At 53.2% G+C, this 22,557-nt stretch carries 21 protein-coding genes and 1 tRNA gene; 15 read left to right on the forward strand and 7 right to left on the reverse strand.

What is annotated here, in order from left to right; translation table 11 throughout:
- The first annotated feature begins 3 nt into the window (after window positions 1-3).
- The 9 genes from CWO84_RS23500 to CWO84_RS23540 are packed head-to-tail and all read left to right on the forward strand — an operon-like array spanning window position 4 to window position 11,928.
- Window positions 4-2,133, forward strand: a complete 2,130-nt coding sequence (locus CWO84_RS23500; protein WP_165786423.1) for an alginate lyase family protein — start codon at window positions 4-6, stop codon at window positions 2,131-2,133.
- Window positions 2,130-3,458 carry an aminoglycoside phosphotransferase family protein gene (locus CWO84_RS23505; RefSeq protein ID WP_101055584.1) on the forward strand — a complete coding sequence of 443 codons (1,329 nt, stop codon included), beginning with the start codon at window positions 2,130-2,132 and terminating at the stop codon, window positions 3,456-3,458. The genes CWO84_RS23500 and CWO84_RS23505 overlap by 4 nt, the downstream gene beginning before the upstream one ends.
- Window positions 3,445-4,089: a histidine phosphatase family protein gene (locus CWO84_RS23510; protein ID WP_101055587.1), complete on the forward strand. Its 645-nt coding sequence runs from the start codon at window positions 3,445-3,447 to the stop codon at window positions 4,087-4,089. Before CWO84_RS23505 ends, CWO84_RS23510 begins: the two co-directional genes overlap by 14 nt.
- Complete coding sequence (locus tag CWO84_RS23515) at window positions 4,086-5,369, forward strand: aminoglycoside phosphotransferase family protein (protein ID WP_101055589.1); 1,284 nt, start codon at window positions 4,086-4,088, stop codon at window positions 5,367-5,369. Before CWO84_RS23510 ends, CWO84_RS23515 begins: the two co-directional genes overlap by 4 nt.
- A 19-nt stretch (window positions 5,370-5,388) precedes the next feature.
- Entirely contained in the window at window positions 5,389-7,191 is a 1,803-nt protein-coding gene (locus CWO84_RS23520) for an ABC transporter ATP-binding protein (protein WP_101055592.1), read from the forward strand.
- Window positions 7,188-8,399, forward strand: a complete 1,212-nt coding sequence (locus CWO84_RS23525; protein WP_101055594.1) for a glycosyltransferase — start codon at window positions 7,188-7,190, stop codon at window positions 8,397-8,399. Before CWO84_RS23520 ends, CWO84_RS23525 begins: the two co-directional genes overlap by 4 nt.
- A complete protein-coding gene (locus CWO84_RS23530; RefSeq protein WP_051670226.1) occupies window positions 8,389-9,231 on the forward strand; it encodes a hypothetical protein in 843 nt (280 codons plus the stop codon). Before CWO84_RS23525 ends, CWO84_RS23530 begins: the two co-directional genes overlap by 11 nt.
- Window positions 9,232-9,245: 14 nt before the next feature.
- The gene (locus tag CWO84_RS23535; RefSeq protein ID WP_033158027.1) at window positions 9,246-10,769 is read left to right on the forward strand and encodes an alginate export family protein; all 1,524 of its coding nucleotides are present in this window, start codon (window positions 9,246-9,248) and stop codon (window positions 10,767-10,769) included.
- A gap of 13 nt (window positions 10,770-10,782) precedes the next feature.
- On the forward strand, window positions 10,783-11,928 hold the full coding sequence (locus tag CWO84_RS23540) for a glycosyltransferase (RefSeq protein ID WP_033158026.1): 1,146 nt from the start codon (window positions 10,783-10,785) through the stop codon (window positions 11,926-11,928).
- On the opposite strand, the gene CWO84_RS25090 is transcribed toward CWO84_RS23540, so the two are convergent.
- The 7 genes from CWO84_RS25090 to CWO84_RS23570 form a co-directional block, all read right to left on the reverse strand.
- Window positions 11,922-12,671 carry a S8 family serine peptidase gene (locus CWO84_RS25090; RefSeq protein WP_240618134.1) on the reverse strand — a complete coding sequence of 250 codons (750 nt, stop codon included), beginning with the start codon at window positions 12,669-12,671 and terminating at the stop codon, window positions 11,922-11,924. The two genes, CWO84_RS23540 and CWO84_RS25090, sit on opposite strands and share 7 nt — an antisense overlap.
- Window positions 12,672-12,713: 42 nt before the next feature.
- Window positions 12,714-13,163 carry a hypothetical protein gene (locus CWO84_RS25095; RefSeq protein WP_240618135.1) on the reverse strand — a complete coding sequence of 150 codons (450 nt, stop codon included), beginning with the start codon at window positions 13,161-13,163 and terminating at the stop codon, window positions 12,714-12,716.
- Window positions 13,164-13,169: 6 nt separating this feature from the next.
- Window positions 13,170-13,877: a zf-HC2 domain-containing protein gene (locus tag CWO84_RS23550; protein WP_051670225.1), complete on the reverse strand. Its 708-nt coding sequence runs from the start codon at window positions 13,875-13,877 to the stop codon at window positions 13,170-13,172.
- A gap of 4 nt (window positions 13,878-13,881) precedes the next feature.
- A complete protein-coding gene (locus tag CWO84_RS23555) occupies window positions 13,882-14,442 on the reverse strand; it encodes a sigma-70 family RNA polymerase sigma factor (protein ID WP_033158024.1) in 561 nt (186 codons plus the stop codon).
- A 123-nt stretch (window positions 14,443-14,565) separates the two neighbouring features.
- Window positions 14,566-15,309, reverse strand: coding sequence for a TorF family putative porin (locus CWO84_RS23560; RefSeq protein ID WP_033158023.1), 744 nt, complete (start codon window positions 15,307-15,309; stop codon window positions 14,566-14,568).
- A 133-nt stretch (window positions 15,310-15,442) separates the two neighbouring features.
- Window positions 15,443-16,189, reverse strand: a complete 747-nt coding sequence (locus CWO84_RS23565) for a DUF5765 domain-containing protein (protein WP_033158022.1) — start codon at window positions 16,187-16,189, stop codon at window positions 15,443-15,445.
- Between the two features lie 507 nt (window positions 16,190-16,696).
- Entirely contained in the window at window positions 16,697-17,164 is a 468-nt protein-coding gene (locus tag CWO84_RS23570) for a ProQ/FinO family protein (protein ID WP_033158021.1), read from the reverse strand.
- Window positions 17,165-17,430: 266 nt separating this feature from the next.
- On the opposite strand from CWO84_RS23570, the gene hemF reads away from it, so the two are divergent.
- The 6 genes from hemF (at window position 17,431) to rpmI (ending at window position 22,539) form a co-directional block, all read left to right on the forward strand.
- The gene (gene hemF, locus CWO84_RS23575; RefSeq protein ID WP_101055600.1) at window positions 17,431-18,345 is read left to right on the forward strand and encodes an oxygen-dependent coproporphyrinogen oxidase; all 915 of its coding nucleotides are present in this window, start codon (window positions 17,431-17,433) and stop codon (window positions 18,343-18,345) included.
- 235 nt (window positions 18,346-18,580) lie between these two features.
- Window positions 18,581-19,528, forward strand: coding sequence for a hypothetical protein (locus CWO84_RS23585; RefSeq protein WP_133120729.1), 948 nt, complete (start codon window positions 18,581-18,583; stop codon window positions 19,526-19,528).
- 74 nt (window positions 19,529-19,602) lie between these two features.
- Window positions 19,603-19,679: transfer RNA gene (locus tag CWO84_RS23590), tRNA-Val, on the forward strand.
- Between the two features lie 48 nt (window positions 19,680-19,727).
- Window positions 19,728-21,635, forward strand: a complete 1,908-nt coding sequence (thrS, locus tag CWO84_RS23595) for a threonine--tRNA ligase (protein WP_033158141.1) — start codon at window positions 19,728-19,730, stop codon at window positions 21,633-21,635.
- Between the two features lie 22 nt (window positions 21,636-21,657).
- On the forward strand, window positions 21,658-22,182 hold the full coding sequence (gene infC / locus CWO84_RS23600; protein WP_084153369.1) for a translation initiation factor IF-3: 525 nt from the start codon (window positions 21,658-21,660) through the stop codon (window positions 22,180-22,182).
- Window positions 22,183-22,341: 159 nt separating this feature from the next.
- On the forward strand, window positions 22,342-22,539 hold the full coding sequence (gene rpmI, locus CWO84_RS23605; protein WP_033158016.1) for a 50S ribosomal protein L35: 198 nt from the start codon (window positions 22,342-22,344) through the stop codon (window positions 22,537-22,539).
- Window positions 22,540-22,557 lie beyond the last annotated feature (18 nt).

Here is a 22,557-nt window from a genome sequence, read left to right on the forward strand (position 1 = left end):
ATGATGAAACCCGAATTTCGCGGGATGGATAGATCAATCTTGTCAGGCAACCCAGGCGCCGGTATAGCTGCGTTATTGCTGCCGGCGTTCGCTGCGTGGTCACCTACTGAGGTGCTGGTTCATTTTCGCCAACGCGCCGTGGATAACTATTTTCCGCTCAAACTCGGAAAAGCCAAACATGTCGCCAGCGCGGCACCTATTCTCGACAACCAATTTACTCTGAACAACGAAACCCACCGTTTAGACAGCGGATTTGACTGGCTGCATAACCCCAGCGTCGATCTGGAATGGTTGATTCTGCTGCACAAATTTTACTACGCCCGCGATCTGGCCTTGGCTTACGACTACAGCGGCGACGAACGTTATGCCGATAAATGGGTGGCGTTGGTCGGTTCCTGGATCAAGCAAGTGCCGGACGGTTTCGTGAACAGCCAGGTGACCGGCCGCCGCTTGCAGCAATGGCTGCTGGCTTACCATTACTTCGTGCCGGGCCGGCACTGCCAAGCGATAAACGCCGAATTTTTGCTGGCTTTTTTGCAATCAATACAGTCGCAGGCGCTATTTCTCAGCCGCAATCTCACCCAGGAAGGCAATCACCGCACCATCGAGCTGTCGGCGATTTTCACGGTTGCGATTTTATTCCCGGAGCTTAGCGCTTCGGCCGAGTTACTGACCTTTGCCCAGAGCGAACTGCTGGCCAATCTACGCCAGGATTTCCTGGCCGACGGCGTGCAAAAAGAGCTGTCCACCGACTATCACCACACCGTATTGAAGAACTTTTTACGGGTCCGCGAACTGGCGGATTTAAACGGCGTGAACTTGCCCGAGCCATTCGATGCCGTCATTGAAAAAGCCCTGGAATTTTCGATTTACGCCCACAAACCCGACGGCTGGCTGCCGGCCATCAACGACGGCGACGTCAACAGTTATCTATCGCTACTGGGTAAAGCCGAACGCTATTACCCCAGCGACGCGCTGCGCTATGTGCTCAGCCAAGGCAAGCAAGGCCAGCCGCCGACGCAACGCTCGCGGCTGTTTGCCGACAGCGGTTATTGCATTCTGCGCAGCGACTGGGCCGAACGGCCTTATGCCGACGGCCGTTATCTGTTTTTCGACTGCGGCGATTTGGGCTTTGGCAGCCACGGCCATTATGACTTGTTAAGTTTTGAAATGGCCGCTTTCGGCCGCTCCTTGATCGTCGATCCGGGCCGTTATACCTATCACGAACACCCAAGCGACGACGTCAACTGGCGGCATGCGTTTAAAGGCACCGCCGCCCACAACACCGTCATGATCGATGGCAAGGATCAAATGGCCTACCAATGTCATGAACCGGTCGGCCCGCAACCCCATGCTGCGGTAATCCGTTTTGAATCGAATCAAGGCTTTGATTTCGTGCATGGCCGCGCCCTCAGCCCGCGTTACGAAGTCGATCATCAGCGCAGCATCTTCTATGCCGAAAACGAGTACTGGATTATCAGCGACCTGCTAAGCGGCTGTACCAGTCATCGCTACCAACAATTTTTTCATCTGCCGCCACCATGGTCAGCGCCAATTCAGTCCCTGAATAATCGGCAAGGCCAGGGCGTTTGCCTGCCTAACCTAATAATCGCGCAGGCGCCGCGTGCCGAGGTGGCGATGCGCATTGAATCGGGCTGGTTTTCGCCGGAGTATGGCGTCAAACACGCCGCGCCGGTGCTGAGTTTCAGCCAAGAGGGCGACGGTACCCGTTGGTTTCAAACCGTGCTGTATCCCTATCGCGATGACGCGCCTGACATCCGGATCGACAGCTTGCCGGTCAGTCAGTCGCAGCATCCGGCAACGCCAATGCAGGCCATGGCCCTGAGTATTACGCTAAAGACCACCGGCACGGTTTATAGCGACTGTTTTTTTGTTAGCCATCTCAATAAGCCTGCGGAATACCGCTTTGCGGATATTGTCTGCCGGGCGCGGCTATTGTTCGTGCGTCGCAATCTGCTGGGGGAGATCGTCAGCTTGCAAGCCGATGCCATCGAAAGTCTGAGCATTGCAGGCCGCACGCTGGTGGACAGCATAGACAAACCGGTTACGTTAAATTATCGGCTAAGCCCGACCAATCCAACACCATCGGCGGTTTGGGAGCGCGCGGCATGAGTCAAGACCCGCAATTTCCGCAGATGTCGGAGGCATTGAATCCAACCTTGATGGGGCCCTTGCTGGATTGGCTGCTGGAATGCGCGAGCAGTCAATCGTCCGGAAACGGCTGGCAGATCGGCGAAAAACGTTACAAACCGGGGAAGAGCCTATTGGTGGGCTATCGCTGGACTGGACAATCTAACAATCCGCACACCCGCTTCGCCACCGGGCGGCTATGTTCGCCGGCTGAGGTTAACCGCGAATTTGAACGGGAGCTCGCCAAACGGCCCGACTTGGCAAAAGGCGCGCTGACACTATTGCAACACCCGGCCATGCTGGTGTGGGCGTTTCCGTATGATCGCAAACTACGCCATCTGCCCAAGTTGCTGGACCACCAAGCAATGGCAATCCGCCTGCAAGCAGCCGACCTGCTTGGCATGCCGGTAGAAGGTTTGCAATCCGAGGTGTTGCATTATCTTGCCGAGCGCTCCTGCATGCTTCGTTACAGCGCGCAAACTGCCGAATCAACGCAGCCGCGGCTGGTGTACGCCAAAAATTATGCCGATGATGCGGGCCGCGAAACCTTTGCCGTCATGCGCCAACTTAACGGACCATTTAACTGGGGCGCCGAGGCGTTGGCTTTTGACGCGGACACGTTGACACTTTGGCAAGCCCATCTGCCTGGTCAGGCTTTGACGTGGGCGGAGTTGCAGGCGGATCGTGATGGGGTAGTGGCCGATCAGATGGCACAGTGCGTGGCGGAGTTGCACGCCTGCCATATCGATACGCCAAGATGTTACACGCAAAGCGATGTGGTGCAGGGTTTGTTGGATACGCCAACGCTGGCCGAGCAAGTTTGCCCGGAATGGGCCGGCCGTATTGCCCGCTCGGTAAACAGCTTGTTGGCGCAGGCGCCGCTTCAAACGCCATCTAGGCTGGCGACGCTGCACCACGACTTGAAACTGAATAACTTTTTATATGATGGTCAGCGCTTGGGCTTGATCGATATGGACTGCGTATGCCTCGGCGACCCGCTGCTGGATTTGGCCAGCCTGATCGCCAATATTTATTTAAACGGCATCCGCGATGCAGCTTCGATTGAATCCATCCATCCACTGGTCAATCGCTTGGTATTGAGTTACCAACGTCACCGTCGGCAGACGCTGAATTTGGCGGATTTACGTTGGCAGGTTGCCGCCGCGTTGATACACGAAGTGGTGCGCCGCAGTTTGCGTCAATTGGACGAAACACGCCTCAAACAAATTAAACGCTATCTGGAACTGAGCGATATGTACGCGGGGCGCTGTGGGCAGGCTGCTGGGGTGGACGATGTACTCATCTGATCAGCCTCGGCGGATTTATTTGGCTCGTCACGGCCAGAGCGAATTGAATCTGCAACAACGGATTTCCGGCCAAGCCGATGCGAAACTATCCGCCAAAGGCATGCAGCAAGCTGAAGCCTTGGCGGACGTGCTGAAACAGGAAACTTTGAGCACGATATACAGCAGCAGCCTGATCCGAGCCATACAAACCGCCATACCCACCGCGGCCATGCAGGGTTTGCCCATCAAGACTTTGGCGGGTCTACGGGAAATTGGCCTAGGTATCTTGGAAGGCCGGCATGTTGACGAGCGCGACCCGGAGGCCAGCCGGTTATGGGCGGCGCGGGAACTGGATAAACACGGCTTCAGCGTACCCGGTTGTGAAGCGTATGCGGATTTTAGCGCGCGGGTGCTGAGCACTCTGCAAGCCATGTTGGCCGGCGGCGGCGAGGCGATGTTGATCGTCGCCCATCGCAACACCAACGAAATCATCTTGAACCAATTGTTGGGCGCCGATTTTGCCGGCGTAGCCAAGATCAATATCAAAAACAAATACCTGTACGCCATCGATTTACACAGTAACGCGGAGGTGATGACGATACGTCTGGGCGGGGAGCAGCATGGCCGGCGCTATGCGGGGTTGCGCACATGACTAACCCCTTGGCGCAATTTGCCCCCTTGCTGAATGCCGATCTGATGGCCGCCGCGCTGCACCAGCATTTGCCCGAATGCCAAGCCGGTGACTGGCAAGTGACCGGCTGCGAGATTCAGCATCCGCGTTACAAAACCTATCGGCTGGCTGAAAACCGCGAGCGCTCGTTTTTATCGCTGGTTTACCATTTACGCGGCCGGCATCCAGCGGCAATGACCGCCGAGCAGCGCATACTGTACGCCCGCGCTTATCTGGGTCAGCGCAGCCAGCAGGCCTACAGCGAAGCGCAAGCCAACGGCGAACGGGCGATACATCTGGCGGAACTGGGCATGGTGGGCTGGCATTTTCCGGACGATCCGGCGATGCCCTGGCTGGCGGCGTTGATGGATAGTCGGCAGATTGCCGAGTTGGAACAACGGCCAATATCGGCTATCGAGATCGTCAATTACCGGCCGGAAATTCGCTGCACGGCGCGTTACCGCTTCGCCGCCGGCGAAACTGAACCTGCGCGGGTGGTTTACGGCAAAACTTATGTCGATCAACGCGGCCGGACGGTTTATCAAAATCTGGGTTTGCTGCAACAGCAACCGTCTTCAGTCGCAGACTTTGTCATGCCCCAAGCACTGGCTTACGCTGCCAACTGCCGGACCCTGTGGTTGGACGGCTTGCAGGGCCTAGCGTTGGCGGCGATGGATTTTACGCGCGAGGTAGAAGCCAAACTCCCGGTTCTGGTCGCTGCTCTTGCCGCATTTCATCGGCTTACACCGCCACCATCGCTGCCCACCATAAGCTTGCCGCAGCACTTGCAAGAGTGGCGTAAGAAAGCCGACAAATTGAGCGTGGCCTATCCCGCGCAGCAAGCGAAACTGACTGCTTTGCTAAGCGAACTGGGCCAAACTCGCCCGGAGTTTGCAACTCTGGGCTTGATCCACGGCGATTTTCACATCGATCAATTACTGGTGTTGGCGGACGGCCGATTGGCGCTGTTTGATTACGACGAATTGACGCTGGGCGACCCGTTGCAGGATTTGGCCAATTTCGCGGCGGATTTATACAACTATCCCTATCCGGTTGCCGTAATAGACCGACTGGTTCAGCAACTGTTTACGACTTATTCAGCCAACCACAACCAAACCGACCCGCAACGCTTTGTTTGGCATCTGCGCGGCCAGTTGCTGACCCGCGCCTACCGTTGCTTCATCCAACAAAAATCAGAAGCCCAGCAACGGGTCGCTGATTTTATTGCGCTGGCTTTGCGTCCCTGGCCGCTGGCCGAATGAATTCACCGGAAAACTACCCATGACCGACCAAACCCAATCGAACAGCCGCTTCAGACAAATCGTATGGGCGCATCTGCGCCGGGTACGCGGCAGTATAGTCACGGCGATTGTCTGCATTATCGGTTCCACACTGACCAGCCTGATCGTGCCCTGGCCGATGAAGCTGATTTTCGATCATGTGTTGCTGAATCATCCCTTGCCGGCCCATCTGGCGGCTGCGCAACCGTTGTTGCACGGCGGCAGCGAACAAGCGTTGTGGATCCTGTGCGGCAGCATGGTGCTGATTGCCCTGTGCAAAGGCGTGTTTTCCTACTACCAGTTGTTCCTGACCTCGCGTATCGGCTATTTATTGGTCTACACCTTGCGCAGCGAATTGTTCGATCATTTGCAACGCCTGTCGCTGGCGTTTCACAGCAGCACGCCGTCTGGCGAGTTGCTGAACAAACTGACTAGCGACACCAACACCTTGAAGGACGTCTACGCCGATTCGGCCTTGACCTTCACCACCCATGTGCTGACCGTCCTGGGCATGTTCGTGATCATGTTCAGCCTGAGCGTGAAACTCAGCTTGATTGTGCTGGCCAGTTTTCCGCTGCTGTGTTTGGCTATCGTGCTGATTTACCGCAGGGTGAAACGCTCGGCGCGCAAGCAACGGCATAACGAAGGCCGCTTGGCGTCGCGGGTCAGCGAACTGTTGAACGCGGTGCCGCTGGTGCAAACCTACGGCATGGAAGATGTCGAGCGCGAGCGTTTCGATGTGGAAAGCAGCCAGTCGATGACCGAAAGCGTGCGTACCGCGCGCATCGAAGCTGGCGCGACGCGGATGATCGAAATCATCAGCGCCATCGGCACCGGCATCGTGGTGTTGTTCGGCTGCTTGCAGGTATTCGACGGCGTGCTGACGCCGGGCGATGTGCTCGTGTTCAGTTCCTATATCGCCCAAATGTATCAACCGATTCGGCAAATCACCCGCTTGGCCACCCGTTTTTCCAAGGCCAGCGTCAGCATCGAACGCATCAGCGAAATTTTGGATACCGAGCCGGACATTCAGGACCCGCCGAATGCGATAGTGCCCAGCGGCTTGCGCGGCGAAATCGAATTTAACAATGTTTCCTTCGGCTATCCGACTGGCAAACCCATTCTGCGGGATGTTTCCTTTCATATTCAGCCGGGCGAACGGGTGGCGTTGGTTGGTGCTTCGGGGGCCGGCAAATCCACCATCGCCCGCTTGCTGATTCGACTTTACGACCCGCAACAGGGCGTTGTGCGCATCGACGGCATTGAAGTTGATCGTTATCAACGCGCCGGCTTGCGCCGGGAGATAGGTGTTGTGTTACAGGATTCGATTCTGTTCGGCACCAGTATTCGCGAGAACATCGGCTACGGCAGCCCGGATGCCACGATTGAAGCGATTGAAGCAGCCGCGCGCATGGTGCATGCCGACGAATTCATCCGCAATCTGCCGGACGGTTACGACACGGTGCTGGGCGAAAGCGGCGGCAATCTGTCCGGCGGTCAAAAGCAACGCCTGTGTCTGGCGCGGGCCTTGTTGCGCCAATCCTCGATTCTGATTCTGGACGAGCCGACTTCCGCAGTGGATGCCCAGTCTCAAGCACTAATCCGCGATGCCATCGACCAATTGCACGGCGGCAAAACCGTGCTGATGATCGCCCATCAGTTTCACACCATCCGCCATTTCGACCGGATTTTAGTGCTCAAGCAAGGCGTGATTGTCGAGCAAGGCAGTCATGAAGCCTTGATGCAGATGGGCGGCCATTATCACGAACTGTATAAACTTCAACACGGATTGCGTGCCGCATGAACCACTACAAACCGCGCTTATTGCTGTATTGCCAGCATTCACTGGGCATGGGCCATTGGGTCAGAGCCATGACTTTGGCCAATGCCTTGAGCCGCGAATTTAGTGTGACATTTCTGAACGGCGGACGGGCTCCCGATCATCAGACAACTGCTGGCGACCTGGATATGTTGAATCTGCCGCCGCTGGGCATGGGCGAGGATCATCAGCTGTATAGCCAGGATGAGCGTTACAGCGTTAAGGAAGCGCTGGCGGTGCGCCGGCAACTGATACTCGATACCTATGCCTTACTCAGGCCGGAATTGGTATTGATTGAATTATTCCCATTCGGCCGCAAGAAATTGGCTGGCGAGTTGCTGCCGCTATTAAAAATCGCGCGCCGGGACAAACAGGCTAGGCCATTGGTGCTGTGCAGTCTGCGCGACATCATGGTCAACGCCCGCAAGGATCAAAGCCGCCACGACGAACGCGCGCGCTGGATAACCGACCGCTATTTCGACGGCCTGCTGGTGCATGCCGACCCCAGGTTTGCCCGTTTGGAAGACAGTTTTAAGCCGCGTCATCCCTTGCAAACCCCGCTGCTGTACACCGGTTTTGTCGCTCCAGGCCGTGTGCCGGCCGCGATCAAACCGCCACGGAGCGGCGTGTTGGTGTCGGCCGGTGGCGGCATGGTCGGCGCACCGTTGTTTCAAGCAGCGGTTCAGGCCCATGTCATCAATTGGGCCCTTGAAAAACTACCGATGACCATCGTCGCCGGGCCGTTTTTACCGGAGGCGGATTGGCAGGAACTATCGGCGCAAGCCCAAGGCTTGGAGGGTCTGACCCTGTTGCGCTCTGTGCCGGCGATGCAGCCTTTGTTGGAGGCGCACAGCCTGTCGGTCAGCCAATGCGGCTACAACACGGTGATGGATATTCTGGAGTCAGGCACGCCGGCCCTGGTCGTGCCGTTCGTGCGCGGCCAGGAAGACGAGCAAATTCAGCGGGCGCAAAAGTTAGCCGAATTGGGATTAGTCGAAATGCTGAATCCTAGCGAATTGACCGGCCAACGTTTGGCCGAACGGATTTTGCAACTAAGGGATTTTTCACCCAATCCCGCCGGCCTGGATTTGGCTGGGGCCGATACCACCGTACGCCTGATTCAGGACTTGCGGGCCAGCAAAAACGACTCTATCCCAGAAGCTCAATCAAAGGAGTATGCCCATGCTTGCTGATTGGCTCAGACCTGTGCGTATGGCCTTGGATGACCGAGAACAAGCCATCCAGATTTTCTTTCGCGACGACGACGCTGGTTGGGATGATGACCGACTTTATGCCTTGCTGGACTGCTTTCGGGATTGCCATACGCCCATCGATCTTGCGGTGATTCCCGATGCTCTTAGCCAGTCGCTGGCGGACTCGCTGCTGGGGTGTTGGCGGCGAAATCCGTTTCTGTTGGGCGTACATCAACATGGATGCAGCCATCAAAACCATGAAAACCACGGCCGCAAATGCGAATTCGGCATCAGTCGTAGCGAAGAGCAGCAATTTAAGGATTTATTGGCTGGCAAACACCAGCTTGAGTGCCTGTTCGGGTCGGCGCTGGACAGCATCTTCACGCCGCCTTGGAACCGCTGCAGCCAAACCACGGCTGATAGCCTGATCAAACTGGGTTTCCAAGCCCTGTCGCGCAACCTAGGCGCCGCGCCGCTGTATACCGGAAGATTACGGGAAATTCCGGTGGCTATTGATTGGTGCGGGATCAGAATCAAATCCGCTCAGCCCTGGATGGCGCTGGGCCAAGCCATCGCAGAGGCGTTGTATCCGACGCACCCGCTACCACTGGGCATCATGTTGCACCACGCCGTGATGGACGGTGACGACCTTGAGCATCTGCAAGCCGTATTGCAGCTATTCCGCGAACATCCCAATACGCGCTGCCGCTTGATGCGCGAATTTTTACGTCCCGCAGACGTTGTCGATATGGCGACCGGTGCTTTGGCGCTTGATTCCCTGGTCAAGCCGTTGACGCCCCTGGGCCTTGCCTCTGATCAACCCATCCACTGATTTTCGTTCCACTGATGAGCTCCAAACCCTTCAAAATAACAACAATTAAGTCGGCCCTGCTGGCCGGCGGCGCCTTGCTCAGCCTGTCTGTGTTTGCCGACGCGAGTCTCCAACAAGCAGGGGCTTCCACAAAACGCGCAGACAACGCCTTCCGCCAGGATAACGGCGATACCGTCAGAAAAGAGCCGCTACGTATCAACCCCGGCGATAAACGGCCGGCTGACCAGTTCAAGGTCGATGTGTTCGGCCATCCGCTGACCATTGGCGGCGCTTACGAACTGGAACCTCGCTACGTGGAAGACCGACGGCTGGACCCACGCCGCGATGACGACGTGGCCAATGTTTACCAAGATTTAAAGCTGGAGTTGTTTTACCAGTGGTCTAAATCGCTATCGTTTTTTGTGCAGTCCGATGTGTATTACGACCCAGAGGTCTACACAGAAAGCGGTCTGGACCAATACGAGGCCGGCATCAAACTGACCCAGGCCTGGCTGTTTATTCACCAACTCCTGGATTCGGGGTTTAGTCTGCAATTGGGCCGGCAACGCATTGCCGATAAGCGCCAATGGTGGTGGAACGACGAACTGGACGCGGCGCGGATTTATTTTGGCGAAGACACGCTGTTCGCCGAGTTGGCGATTGCTAAGGAACTGGGCTCGAAACAGTCGGATCAGGATTTCATCGATCCGGTCAGCGACCGGGTGGTACGGCTAATGGGCGATATGGTCTGGCAATGGGACCCGAAGCAAAATTTATCCTTGTTTTTTCTCAGCCAGTTCGACAATTCCGATAATCAACGCCCCGGCGACTTGATCCGCGCCAATCGTAAAGACAGCAGCGATGGTGACTTGACCTGGTTTGGCGGCCGAGCCATGGGTAAATTCAAAATCGAACATATCGGTAAAATCGGCTATTGGCTGGATTCGGCATTAGTGTTCGGCGATGAGACTACCCAGACCTTTACCGACATCAACAGCAATGTATCCCGCGTCGGCGCGCAAACACCCAAACACGTCGCAGCCTGGGGCATGGACGCCGGCATCACCTGGTACAGCAACCTGTTCCTCGAACCCTATGTCACGCTGGGCTACGCATACGGCTCCGGCGACAGCAATCCCGATGACGGCACCGACAACAGCTACCGGCAATCAGGCATCCACAATAACAAAATAAAATTATCCGGAAGCCAACGCTTTCGTTATTACGGCGAACTGTTTCGACCGGAGTTATCGAATTTGAACATCATGACTGCGGCGCTGGGCTTTCCGATCTCCGAGCAAAGCTCTATCGATTTGCTTTACCACCACTACGAACAGGCTACGCCGTCGTCGGTGATTCGCGATTCGCGAATTCGCGCCACGCCCAACGGCCGCAGCGGCACGCTGGGCGACGAGTTTGATCTGGTGTTGTCATTGGACGAATGGAAGCATTTGCAGGTGCAATTTGCCGGTTCGGTCTTCATGGCCGGCCCGGCGTTCGGCGCGTTGGAAGGGAATAACTCCTTCCAGCTCGACCTGACCTTTAAATACAGCTTTTAGCGGCTTGTTTGCCATGCCTGCAAAGCGCCGCAAAATGCTGTTTTATTGCCAAAGCCTGGTTGGCCTGGGGCATTTGACCAGCAGCTTGTTGGTGATCCGCGAGCTGTCGGCTTACGCCGATGTGGACTTGATCCACGGTGGCCAAGGCCTACAGCAGATGCCGGAATTGCCGGGATTTCGGCATCTGCGTTTGCCGACGATTTTGATCGATAGTGCCAGCGACGAACTATACGCACCGGACAGCGATGAGCCTATCGAACGTATCTGGGCTGAACGGGCGGCGGCTATCGAGCAATTTGTAAACTGGCCTTACGATGCGGTAATAGTCGAGTTTTTCCCGTTCGGCCGGCGCCGCTTGAAACAAGAGATTCTGGGTTTATTTGCCAAGGTCAGACAGCGCTGCGGGGCGATTCCGATTTTTTGTTTTGTGCGGGAAATTTTGGTGCCGGCAGCGCTAGACGCAGAAAGGCGCATGGTGAAACTGGTGCGGGAGCATATCCATACCGTTTTCGTGCGTGGCGATCCGAATATTGTCCGCTTCGAGGAAACCTTTAGCTTGACCGCCGAAATTGCCGACCGTTTGGTTTACGTGGGCTACGTCAGCCCGCCACCGCCAACAAGCTGGCCAGTAAGACGAAACCGGATAGTGGTCAGCCAAGGCGGCGGCGAAATCGGTAAATCGCTGTTGCGCGCCGCGATCCGGACCGCGCCGCTGCTGCCGGAATATCAATTTTTAGTGATTACCAGCTCCCGAGCTTCGGCAACCGAAATCGCTGAATTGCAAGCGCTGGTCAGCAGTCCTAATGTCCAAGTCGTCTCGTTTTTGCACAACTTTCAGGAAAATTTACAGTCTGCGGCGTTGTCGATCAGTCTGGGCGGCGACAATACATTGATGGACGTGATCAGCACCCGCACGCCGGCGTTGGCGTATCCTTACGCCGGCAATAGCGAGCAAGGGCTGCGGATTGAAAAACTGGCCGGCAAGGGGTTTGTGTTTCCGTTAACCGACAACGATCTGCCGCCGGAACGGCTTAGTATCAAGATCAGAGAAACGATAAATCAGGCTTATCCGCAGCAGGCCATAGCGATTAACGGCGCGGCCGAAATCAGTCGGCGGATAAGGGCAATCCTTGACGGCGACTTTTGTGAAGATCAGTGAGCGCGCTCTGGAACGGCGAGGGCGGTGCTCGAATCCAGTAAATTGGCGGTCGAGGCGTCGTTGCCCAGCCGGCGTTTGATGTCTGCCGCTTTCCAGTCCGGATGCAATTGCAACAGCAAAGCGGCCATGCCGGCCACATGCGGTGTGGCGAAGGAACTGCCGTTCATAAAGTCGTAGGCTTGGTGCGGCACGGTGGTCAGAATGTCTTTACCAGGTGCGGCTATTTGCTGGTGGTTGCCGTTGTTTTCCTGACCAACGGCTATCACACCGGCGATGTTGGCCGGGAAACCACCGCTTTGGTCCTGGCTAGGGACTGCCGCAACCACGATAATGCCTTTGGACAACGCTTTCTCGATTAACTGTTGCACTAAAGGGTCTTCGGGGCCGCTCAGGCTCAGATTGATGATATGGCTATTCATTCTGATAGCCTGATTCAAGGCCAACGCTAGGGTAAAGCTGTTGCAATGTGCCGGCAAGGCATTGGGTTTCTCCGGCCAGCAGGCCCGAAATGCCAAGATTTCCGCCTCGGGGGCGATACCGGCTATGCCTATGCCGTTGTTGGGGTGAGCGGATAATACGCCGGCTACCGCCGTACCGTGAATGTCGGCCAAATTATGATCGCTGGGTTCCGGTGCGGTGTTTTCCGAATACTTGATCCGGCCTCGTAAGTCCGGGTGCTCGGTATCTACGCCGGTATCAATCACGGCAATACGCACGCCTCTGCCGGTGGTGGTGCGGTGCAAATCGGCTATGCCGAGGGCGTTGAAGCCGGTTTGTAAATGCAGCTACGGGTCGCTGTAGGTTTGAGTCGGCGCAACTTGTTTACCTAAAACCTGGAAGCTATGCATTTGCTGGACGGACGACACGTCGCTGTCCTGTTGCAACTCCGTTATTGCCTGTTGCACGGGCAGGCTGTCCGGTACCTCATACACCACGCAGCTGACGCCCAAGGTCGTCACCGGCCACTGGGCGACGAACTGTAAATGGTGACGCTCGGCCAGTTCCTGCGCAATATGTTCGCTCCAGCCGGAGTTGCCGTAATGGCCGCGCAAGCGATAACCGTCCAAGCTGTTGGCGGGCAACGCGCGGTCAATGCTGCGGTCGGTAAAGGTGACGAGCAGACGCCGCTCTTCGGCAGTTGTGCTGTCGCCTAGTCGCGATAAATCGCTGGTACTCGCGCAGGCGCTAAGCAGCCCGATCAAGCAAATAAACAGATTTAAGCGCACTAATTTCATGATCGATTATGGTTGTAAAATCGGTTCGGCTAGCATGACATCCTGTCGGCTGCGCAGCAACGCCAAGGCGCCGGCCATGTCGGCATCGGGCTTGCCGGTCGCGATTTTGACAGTATAGGCGCCGACGCTGTTCGGTCCATCTACCCGTATCCCGCCAATTTGGCTAAGCGCGGCGTCTATGTCTTTTTCCATCAGATTCTTTGCAAATACCACACGCATCTGACCGGTCGCACTGGCGTCCGGTTTGGCCGCTGACAGCGTGTGATAATCGGAGGTGTTGGCCGGCCGTAGGTATTGGACGGCTGCCGGCAGGGTGACCAATAACAAGGACGCGGCAATAGCCAGACCTTTACCGGTATTGCTGGCGATTCGCCAAAATCCCTGGCCCGCGCTGAATGGTTTTATATTGCCGCCACCCAGTTGTTCGCTTGGGATGTCGGTCTGTTTGCTACGCGGGACTTGACTGGCTATTTGCATTTTGGCACGCAGGCCGGCAAAAGAGGCTTCAGCGGCTATGTCCAGGTCGGCTGCTTGTTGCACGGCTGCCGCAAGTTTTTGCAAAGTTAGCAGTTCGCGTCTGCAGACTAGGCAGCTTTTTAAATGTTGGTCTACCTGTTGGCGTTCGTTAACTGTCAGGCTTTGATTGACATACCAGGGCAGTAACAACACGATGTCCGAATGGGAAGTAGTGGATGAGGAAATCTGTGAGTTCATGGCCTTATTTCTCCTGTGCGTCGGCAAAAACCTGCAGTTTCCTGCGGGCATGAAACATACGGGTTTTGACGGTATTTTCCGGACAATCGAGGATTCTGGCGACATCCTGATAAGACAAGCCGTGGTAAAAGGTTAGTTCGATGACGGCGCGTTGGTCCGGCGGTAAAGTGGCCAAGGCATAGTTTAACCAATCCTCGTTTTCCCAGTTATTTGCTGGATTCGCGGTTGGATCACCCATGGATTCGGTCAAGTCGTCTATGTCGACATCGTTGTTACGCCGGGCGCTTTTGGCCATGGCTTTCAAGGTTTTGTGATAGGCGATGCCGAATACCCAGGTGGAAATTTTGCTTTCATGATTGAAGCCTTGGGGTTTTTCCCAAACCACCAGCAAGGTCTCCTGTATCAATTCCTCCACCGCTTCGGGTTGGCGCGTCATGCGCAAGATGAATCGAAACAACCTTGGATAGTAGTTTTTGTAGAAGGCTTCGAATGCAGCGGTATCGCCTTCGCCGATACGTTGCAGCAGGGCGTACTCGTCCGAGCCGATTTGGGGCTGTTCGGGCATGGGTGGTCGATGTAAGTTAGGGACTAAACGCAGCATGGCTCAAACCTGGGTTCCGGTGATTTTAGCTTGGTGTGCGAGTGTATTCCGCAGCGAGGCCGGAAGGTTCAAAGGCGGGAAATTTATTTAAAATCCGGCGGTCACGGAGATTAAAAACTTGTTGTCCTGTAAGCGTGGATAAAACTCGTGGTGATGGGTATCTGCGTGATGATTGTCCAGATGAACGTCAGCGTAGCGTAAGTCTAGTGCCAGATTGTGGGTGATGAACCAGGAGACCCCAGCATTCCAATAAAAATAATCCTCATCCAATAGTTTGTTGGCTTGGTAGTAGCCCAATCCCGTTGAAAATTGTAGGTTGTCGAGAATGTCGCGGCGATATTTGAGTTCGTAATTCAGCACAGTGGCGTCGCGGCGATAGGCGTTAGGCGCAACGGACACGGTGCCGCTGAGCCAGTCCTGATAGTGTAGGGATGCGTAAAATTCGGCGTAATCGGCATATTTCCCAAAAATCTTGCCGTCGAACAGATAGCCGGTTACTGAGAGTTCAGTACGCCAGTCGCGATTTAACGGCAAGCTCCAACCCAGATAGGGTTTGATTTCGACATCGGCATGGTTTTTATAGCGACGGTCGTCGAAGCTGACTTGTGAAACGCCTACGCCGCCGAACCAGCCCATAGCATCCTGGTAATCGATATGCGCCTGAGCCAGCGGGTTGCCGCGATTCTTGGAATAGCCCCTGTATAAGTAATCGCTGAGAAACGTCAGTTCGCCATGCCATTCCGCTTGAGCGCAAGTTAAAACCGAGGATACGCCGAAAATTCCTATGGGGATTGCAAACACGCCTTTGCGGAAGATTTTATCTGTGTCCATGGCTGGGTAGTTTGAGATTTATGCGGGCATTGTCAGTGATTGGCTGTCAGTATAGAACTACCCTTTTGTGCATTATTTCCTAGTCGGCTTGAACCTTCAACAAACTTGAGGGATGTGCGGTTAATTGATCAACTTATTTAAAAAACTGCGGATACCGGCAACCGTACCAGTTGGTTACATACAGATAGTGGCGGATGGGTGTTTTAATTAGCAATAGCAGCAGCCCTATCGAATATAGACACCATACGGCAGCCCATTCGTTCATATCGTTGGTAGTCAAATAGGCCAACAGCGGGCCGGTCGTGAAATGATACAACACCAGTTTCCATGAGCCGTAAAGCAATGGCATCAAAAAGGTAGCGTATACGTAACTGTTAGCCATCTGAATACTGCCGCTGGCCGGTATGGCCCAGGCAATATGCCATTGTCCGGATGTTGAGCAAATTTCCGTGCCGCAAAAGGGCATTAAGAATTTGAGTTGAGTACCCGGTAGAAATTGATAGTAGTGGTCAAAACAAAAACTGCTCCATTGGAACGGATAAATTCGCATCATAAAAACAGTGGCCGCTGCAAAGCACAAGATATAGACAAACGGCGCGATGCGTTTTCGTGACGGTTCCGGGATGAAATGCATGCTTACTGCGTTGACAAAAAACGGTTGAAACGCAATGTGCATATATCCCAAAAACGTAGCAATCTGGTTGTTCGGATTTAGGCATTGGTCTATCACCGAATAGGTATAGGCCTGTAGTAATTCCATCAGGGAAAAGTAGGCCAGTGCCAGGCATAAGACCTGGGATTCGCCGCGCCGATAAAAAAAAGCAGTGCTCGCAAAGCCGGTTAAGGCAAGCGCGGCTGATGCCTCGCCACTCCAACACATAATTCCCCCTGGGAATAATCTAGGATCGGGTAAACTGCGATCCAGTGTCGGAGTTTGAAAAGGGTATAAGAGTAACGCCTGGCAGATGCCGAGGGGCTTTAAGGCTCTGTGTTGCCGACTTTTGCTTTTTGGGCTTGGTCGTGAAGAGGTTGCCTTGGGGGGATTAACCTAAGGCGTGATCGCGCGAAGAAAACGACGCAAATGTTGCAGTCGATACGTTGTGATTCCACAATATTTTTGCAGAATATTTGCGCATTCTAATGGCTTATTCAGGGTTTATGACAAAAATTTTCCGGGAACTGACAAGGTCGGTAAGCACCCGAGACAACTTTGGGTGCTAAGCGCGTATCGATTGGTTCTGAGATTTGGATGGGGACGGGCTGTCGCATCGGCAAGCAGGCTTTGGAAATAACTTGTTTCGGTGCTTATACGTGCTTTAAAGTCTTGGAAAATCAATAGTTTGAAGTCGCGCTATCCTGGTGTGTGCAATCTCTTTATGAGAAAAACTTATGCTGACCCTGTAGGTAATGCTTCGACGGCTTCTGGCTGTTTCCGCCGTTGCGCTTTTAATTTGCTCGCTTGTTCAGCATCTGCTTTTGTTACTTGGCCGGCCGGCATTCCTTGCAAATCCACTCTGACGGCATCTTCTGTCAGGCAATCCCAGTATCGATGTCCCCAACACCAGGCCTTCAGTGCGGTGCGGAGTTGGTTTTTATCTGCACCGAGTTGATCGGCATGGGCCAGGATGTCTTTGTGGATGCCTATTTTTAAGGGCAGTTTGGCAGCGGGTTTTTTGGGAAATGCCAAGGGAAAATTCTTTTGCAGCAAGCCGATAATGGCGACTAGCGCGTCAGCTTTGCCGGTCTTTTTGATAGGCGATTTCTCCGCTATCTTTTTTTCTCGTTTTACCGGTTTATTGGCAGCTGCTTGCTTGGCAAGTTCATCTCTAAGCGCTGCTAGTTCTTCAAATCCCATAATGTATCCACACTTTTATCAAGGAATAAAAAGCAGATTGTACATCGGGAAACATCAAGCCAATAGTGCAATCGAATTTTGGTGCGCTCGGCTAACAATTTCTTAGATAAATAACATAGCGTTCCGCACTTTATCGGGTGCTGCCGGGGTTTTCCGGAGAACCGACTTAAGTGTTTGCGGAATGCTTATTGTGGTAATTTGCGCTCAGAGGGCTGCCGCATAGCGGTTGCTGAGTAAAATTACTATCGACGGGACAGTGCTTTATCATGATTGAGAACGATATATCCGCAGTTAAAACGTATTTGCTGAAGTTGCAAGATCGAATTTGCACTGCTTTAGACGCGGAAGAACCCACCGCGCGCTTCGTTGAAGATGCCTGGGAACGCGCCGAAGGTGGTGGTGGGCGTTCGCGGGTGTTGGCGAATGGTGAGGTATTTGAGCAAGGCGGGGTTAATTTTTCGCACGTGTTTGGCAGTCATCTGCCGCCATCGGCAACCGCCAAACGTCCCGAGCTAGCCAATCGGCAATTTGAAGCGATGGGCGTGTCCCTGGTGATGCATCCTCGCAATCCTTATGTGCCGACCTCGCACGCCAATGTGCGGTTTTTTATCGCCAAAAAAGACGGTGAGCCGGCTATTTGGTGGTTTGGTGGTGGTTTCGATTTGACGCCGTTTTATCCTTTCCAAGAAGACGTGTTGCATTGGCATCAAGTGGCGCGTCAGGCTTGTCTGCCGTTTGGTGAGGATGTGTATCCACGTTATAAAAAGTGGTGCGATGAATATTTCTTTTTAAAGCACCGCAACGAAACTCGTGGCGTCGGCGGGTTGTTTTTCGACGATTTGAACGAGCCCGATTTTGCTCAAGCTTTTGCATTTATGCAGAGTGTTGGCGATCATTACCTGGATGCCTATTTGCCCATCGTGCAAAAGCGTAAAGACACGGTCTATGGCGACCGGGAGCGTAATTTTCAATTGTATCGGCGTGGGCGTTATGTCGAGTTTAATTTGGTGTACGACAGGGGGACTCTATTCGGGCTGCAATCTGGCGGGCGGACCGAATCGATTTTGATGTCCATGCCTCCGGTCGCGCACTGGCAATACAATTGGCAGCCTGAATCAGGTAGTCCGGAAGCCCGGTTATACGACACATTTTTACGCCCACAAAACTGGCTGGGAATTTAGGCGGAAATTGGTTAGTAACAGTGCTTCGGAATGTCTTAGCAAGATTTGTTTGCAAGGTTTTGTTTTCAGTCAAGCGTGTGGGGTCTTTTTTTTGGATAGTTAGCTAAAGTTCACAAAATTTCTGCCGCTAAAAGAAACGGCATGGTTGTAATCGCCAAAATATAGGAAGTGATTTGAATCTGTCCTGACTTTGGCTATCCGCCATTTGTTTTTATGCAGCGTCAAGGTGAATCTAATGACTACGATCAATTCATTGACAACATCATTGTATGTATCGCAAACCACCATCAGCATATCCAGCACCAAAAGTACGCACAACGATGACGATCAAGAGCGTCCGGCGGTAAGCGGGAGAGGGGAGAAGCATGGGCATCATCATAGTGGTGGGGCGTTCATGCGCAATGTCATACAAACATTGCAAAGTTTTGGATTGAATATTCCTGGTGGTAATAGTGATTCTGCCGCCGATGACACTACTGAGAGCAATGCTGGCGGTAGTCAAAATAATTCATCCAATCTTGGGCAATTGTTGCAGACCTTTTTGCAGGATTTAAGGCAGGTATTGAAACAAAGCGGTGTGCAGCAACCGGCTACAGCGGCGCAAGGCGATGCAAGTGCTGCTCAAACGCCGCAAAAGCAGGTCGCATCGGCCGCGACTACACCGACGCCTGCAACAACGAGTAGGGCGCAAACCGGACAGACAACGGCTGCGACATCGTCAACTAGCGTAACGAATAATGCGGGTACGCAAGCAACGACGACCAACGGATCTGCAACGACCACACCTACTGCCGCGCCACGCGCAACTGTTGCCGATGTACGCCAAGCGTTGCACAGCTTCTTGCACGATTTGCGTCAGGCTTTGAAATACAGTGCTGATCGTCGTCACGGCTCCGACGATGACGGTCGGCATGGCGACAAAGCAGTAGGTCGAAATGGCTATGGTAAATTCACCGATAATTTGCAAAATTTGATCGCGGCTTTGGGTGATGCTACTGGTCAAACTGGTGGCAAATATAAAGAATTGCAAGATAGTTTTAACGATTTAGTGAACGTGTTGGGAGCTCCGGCGAATGGTAAAAAACCGACTTTGTTGGAGTTTTTAAACAAGTTGTCAGGTAATCGTGAGAGTAACACTCCGGCCTCTGGTGCCAAGGGATCTATCTTAACTGCTACAGCTTGAACCGTTGTTGCTATAGAAAAAGCTTGCATAAACGGTTTAGGTCGTTATAATGCGCGGCTCGAACGATAGACTTTAGGCGCGTAGCTCAGTTGGTTAGAGCACCACCTTGACATGGTGGGGGTCGGTGGTTCGAGTCCACTCGCGCCTACCAAAACATAAAGCACCGCATGACGGTGCTTTTTTTATTGTGGAATCGAAAATGCCTGTAATCACTTTGCCCGACGGCTCTCAGCGTCAATTCGACCAAGCGGTATCTGTAATGGATGTGGCCCTGTCTATTGGTACGGGTCTGGCTAAAGCGACGTTGGCAGGTAAAGTAAATGGCAAATTGGTAGATGCCGGCACGTTGATCGATTCCGATGCGAGTTTGCAAATCGTCACTGCCAAGGACGAGGAGGGTGTTGATGTGATCCGCCACTCCACAGCGCATTTGCTGGCTCAGGCTGTCAAACAGTTATTCCCCTCAGCGCAGGTAACCATCGGTCCAGTGATAGAAAACGGTTTCTATTACGACTTTGCCTTTGAGCGTTCCTTTACGCCTGAAGATCTGACGGCTATCGAAAAGAGAATGGCGGAACTGGTTGCGCAAGATATTGCCGTTAGCCGTTCGCTGTTGTCGCGCGACGAAGCCGTAAAGTTTTTTGAAGGTTTAGGCGAGAAATACAAAGCTGAAATTATCGCTTCGATTCCTGCCAATGAAGATTTGTCTTTATACCAACAAGGCGACTTTACCGACTTGTGCCGCGGTCCGCATGTGCCCAGCACCGGCAAATTAAAAGCGTTTAAATTGATGAAAATTGCCGGCGCCTATTGGCGCGGCGATTCCAAGAACGAGATGCTGCAACGCATTTATGGTACTGCCTGGGGCGATGCTAAGGAATTAGCCGCTTATCTGCATCGTCTGGAAGAAGCTGAAAAGCGCGATCATCGTAAAATCGGCAAGGCCCTGGATTTGTTTCATACCCAGGAAGAAGCGCCGGGCATGGTGTTCTGGCACGACAAGGGTTGGACCATATATCAGCAGATCGAGCAATACGTGCGCGAGAAATTGCGCGTCAATGGCTATGGCGAAGTCAAAACCCCGCAAATCGTTGATCGCACGCTGTGGGAAAAATCCGGTCACTGGGATAAATTCAGTGCGATGATGTTCACCACGCATTCGGAAAGCCGCGATTATGCGGTGAAGCCGATGAACTGTCCTTGCCATATTCAGATTTACAATCAAGGTATTAAAAGTTACCGGGATTTGCCGGTGCGCCTAGCTGAATTCGGCTCCTGTCACCGTAACGAGCCATCCGGCACTCTGCATGGCTTGATGCGGGTCCGGAATTTTGTGCAGGACGATGCGCACATCTTTTGTACCGAAGATCAGATTCAATCCGAAGTCTCCACGTTTATCGATCTGTTGTTTGAGGTATACAAGGATTTCGGTTTCGAGGAAGTGATTATCAAACTGTCAACTCGTCCGGAAAATCGAGTCGGCGACGATGCGGTCTGGGATAAGGCGGAAAGCGCGCTGGAATTGGCCTTGAACAATAAAGGCCTGGATTGGCAATTGCAGCCGGGCGAAGGTGCTTTCTACGGTCCTAAAATAGAGTTTTCCTTGAAAGATTGTATAGGTCGGGTCTGGCAATGCGGTACTATACAAGTCGATTTCTCGATGCCGGAAAGGCTGGATGCCTCGTATATAGGCGAAGATAGCGCCAGGCATGTGCCGGTAATGTTGCATCGGGCAATACTGGGCTCCTTGGAGCGTTTCATCGGAATTTTGATCGAGCAATATGCCGGAACTTTTCCGCTATGGTTGGCGCCAGTGCAGGTGATGGTGATGAATATCACCGACCGCCATGCCGATTATGCGGAGCAGGTGCGGCGAGAACTTGAAAAACAAGGTCTTAGAGTCAAAATTGACTTGAGAAACGAGAAGATAGGCTTTAAAATCCGCGAGCATTCCATGCAGCGAGTGCCGTATCTTTTGATTATCGGCGACAAGGAATTAGAAACTCGGACTGTTAGTGTACGCACACAACAGGGCGAGGATCTAGGAAGTCTGTCAATTGGCGAACTTGGCGAACGCTTGAGGAACCAGATTGCGGATCGAAAATAATAACAACTTGGAGGATTAGGGTATCAGCTCTAAAAAAGATGCAACGCGCTTAAATACCGAAATTACCGCCAGGCGGGTTCGGGTAGTAGGCGCTGAAGGTGAACAAGTCGGGGTTGTTTCCATAAACGAAGCGTTACAGCTCGCCTACGATGCAAACATGGATCTGGTCGAAATATCGCCCAATGCCGATCCGCCGGTTTGCAAAGTCATGGACTTTGGCAAATACCAGTTTGAGCAAAACAAAAAACTGCAAGCCGCCAAGAAAAAGCAAAAACAAATCCAGATCAAGGAAATCAAGTTTAGGCCCGGTACCGAAGAAGGCGATTACCAGGTCAAGCTGCGCAGCCTGATCAAATTTCTAAACGAAGGCGACAAAACCAAGATCACCGTGCGTTTTAAAGGCCGTGAGTTGACTCATCGTGAGTTGGGTATGGACTTGTTGAAACGTATTGAAACCGATCTGGAAGAAATGGCCATAGTCGAGCAATTTCCGAAATTGGAAGGCCGGCAAATGGTCATGGTGATGGGCCCGAAGAAAAAGAAATAACTCAATCACGCGGTTTTAGCCGTTTTTTAAAACGGTAAGGCGATTCAGGAGCGAATCGGTTAAAGGATACTTTTGTGTCCGGAAATTCAATGGGGCCAAGCATTTTGCCTCACTGGGTTTTATCTCAGGGACTTTACTTTTAATCATTGGAGAAAACAAATGCCAAAAATGAAAAGCCATAGCGGTGCCGGCAAGCGCTTCAAGAAAGTTGGAAGCGGCGGTTTTAAATGCAAACAATCGCATAAACGTCATATTTTGACTAAAAAAACCACCAAACGTAAAAGACAACTGCGTAAAACAGCCATTCTTCATCCGTCGGATACGCCATTGGTTGCGCGTATGCTGCCGTACAGTTGATTTATCATTGATATTGAA

Source organism: Methylomonas sp. Kb3 (assembly GCF_002834115.1).
GTDB classification, from domain to species: Bacteria; Pseudomonadota; Gammaproteobacteria; order Methylococcales; family Methylomonadaceae; genus Methylomonas; species Methylomonas defluvii.

Coding starts and splice junctions, on each gene's coding strand:
- CWO84_RS23500 (WP_165786423.1), top strand. CDS start 4: ATGAAACCCGAATTTCGCGGGATGGATAGATCAATCTTGTCAGGCAAC.
- CWO84_RS23505 (WP_101055584.1), top strand. CDS start 2,130: ATGAGTCAAGACCCGCAATTTCCGCAGATGTCGGAGGCATTGAATCCA.
- CWO84_RS23510 (WP_101055587.1), top strand. CDS start 3,445: ATGTACTCATCTGATCAGCCTCGGCGGATTTATTTGGCTCGTCACGGC.
- CWO84_RS23515 (WP_101055589.1), top strand. CDS start 4,086: ATGACTAACCCCTTGGCGCAATTTGCCCCCTTGCTGAATGCCGATCTG.
- CWO84_RS23520 (WP_101055592.1), top strand. CDS start 5,389: ATGACCGACCAAACCCAATCGAACAGCCGCTTCAGACAAATCGTATGG.
- CWO84_RS23525 (WP_101055594.1), top strand. CDS start 7,188: ATGAACCACTACAAACCGCGCTTATTGCTGTATTGCCAGCATTCACTG.
- CWO84_RS23530 (WP_051670226.1), top strand. CDS start 8,389: ATGCTTGCTGATTGGCTCAGACCTGTGCGTATGGCCTTGGATGACCGA.
- CWO84_RS23535 (WP_033158027.1), top strand. CDS start 9,246: ATGAGCTCCAAACCCTTCAAAATAACAACAATTAAGTCGGCCCTGCTG.
- CWO84_RS23540 (WP_033158026.1), top strand. CDS start 10,783: ATGCCTGCAAAGCGCCGCAAAATGCTGTTTTATTGCCAAAGCCTGGTT.
- CWO84_RS25095 (WP_240618135.1), bottom strand. CDS start 13,163: ATGAAATTAGTGCGCTTAAATCTGTTTATTTGCTTGATCGGGCTGCTT.
- CWO84_RS23550 (WP_051670225.1), bottom strand. CDS start 13,877: ATGAACTCACAGATTTCCTCATCCACTACTTCCCATTCGGACATCGTG.
- CWO84_RS23555 (WP_033158024.1), bottom strand. CDS start 14,442: ATGCCCGAACAGCCCCAAATCGGCTCGGACGAGTACGCCCTGCTGCAA.
- CWO84_RS23560 (WP_033158023.1), bottom strand. CDS start 15,309: ATGGACACAGATAAAATCTTCCGCAAAGGCGTGTTTGCAATCCCCATA.
- CWO84_RS23565 (WP_033158022.1), bottom strand. CDS start 16,189: ATGTGTTGGAGTGGCGAGGCATCAGCCGCGCTTGCCTTAACCGGCTTT.
- CWO84_RS23570 (WP_033158021.1), bottom strand. CDS start 17,164: ATGGGATTTGAAGAACTAGCAGCGCTTAGAGATGAACTTGCCAAGCAA.
- hemF (WP_101055600.1), top strand. CDS start 17,431: ATGATTGAGAACGATATATCCGCAGTTAAAACGTATTTGCTGAAGTTG.
- CWO84_RS23585 (WP_133120729.1), top strand. CDS start 18,581: ATGACTACGATCAATTCATTGACAACATCATTGTATGTATCGCAAACC.
- thrS (WP_033158141.1), top strand. CDS start 19,728: ATGCCTGTAATCACTTTGCCCGACGGCTCTCAGCGTCAATTCGACCAA.
- rpmI (WP_033158016.1), top strand. CDS start 22,342: ATGCCAAAAATGAAAAGCCATAGCGGTGCCGGCAAGCGCTTCAAGAAA.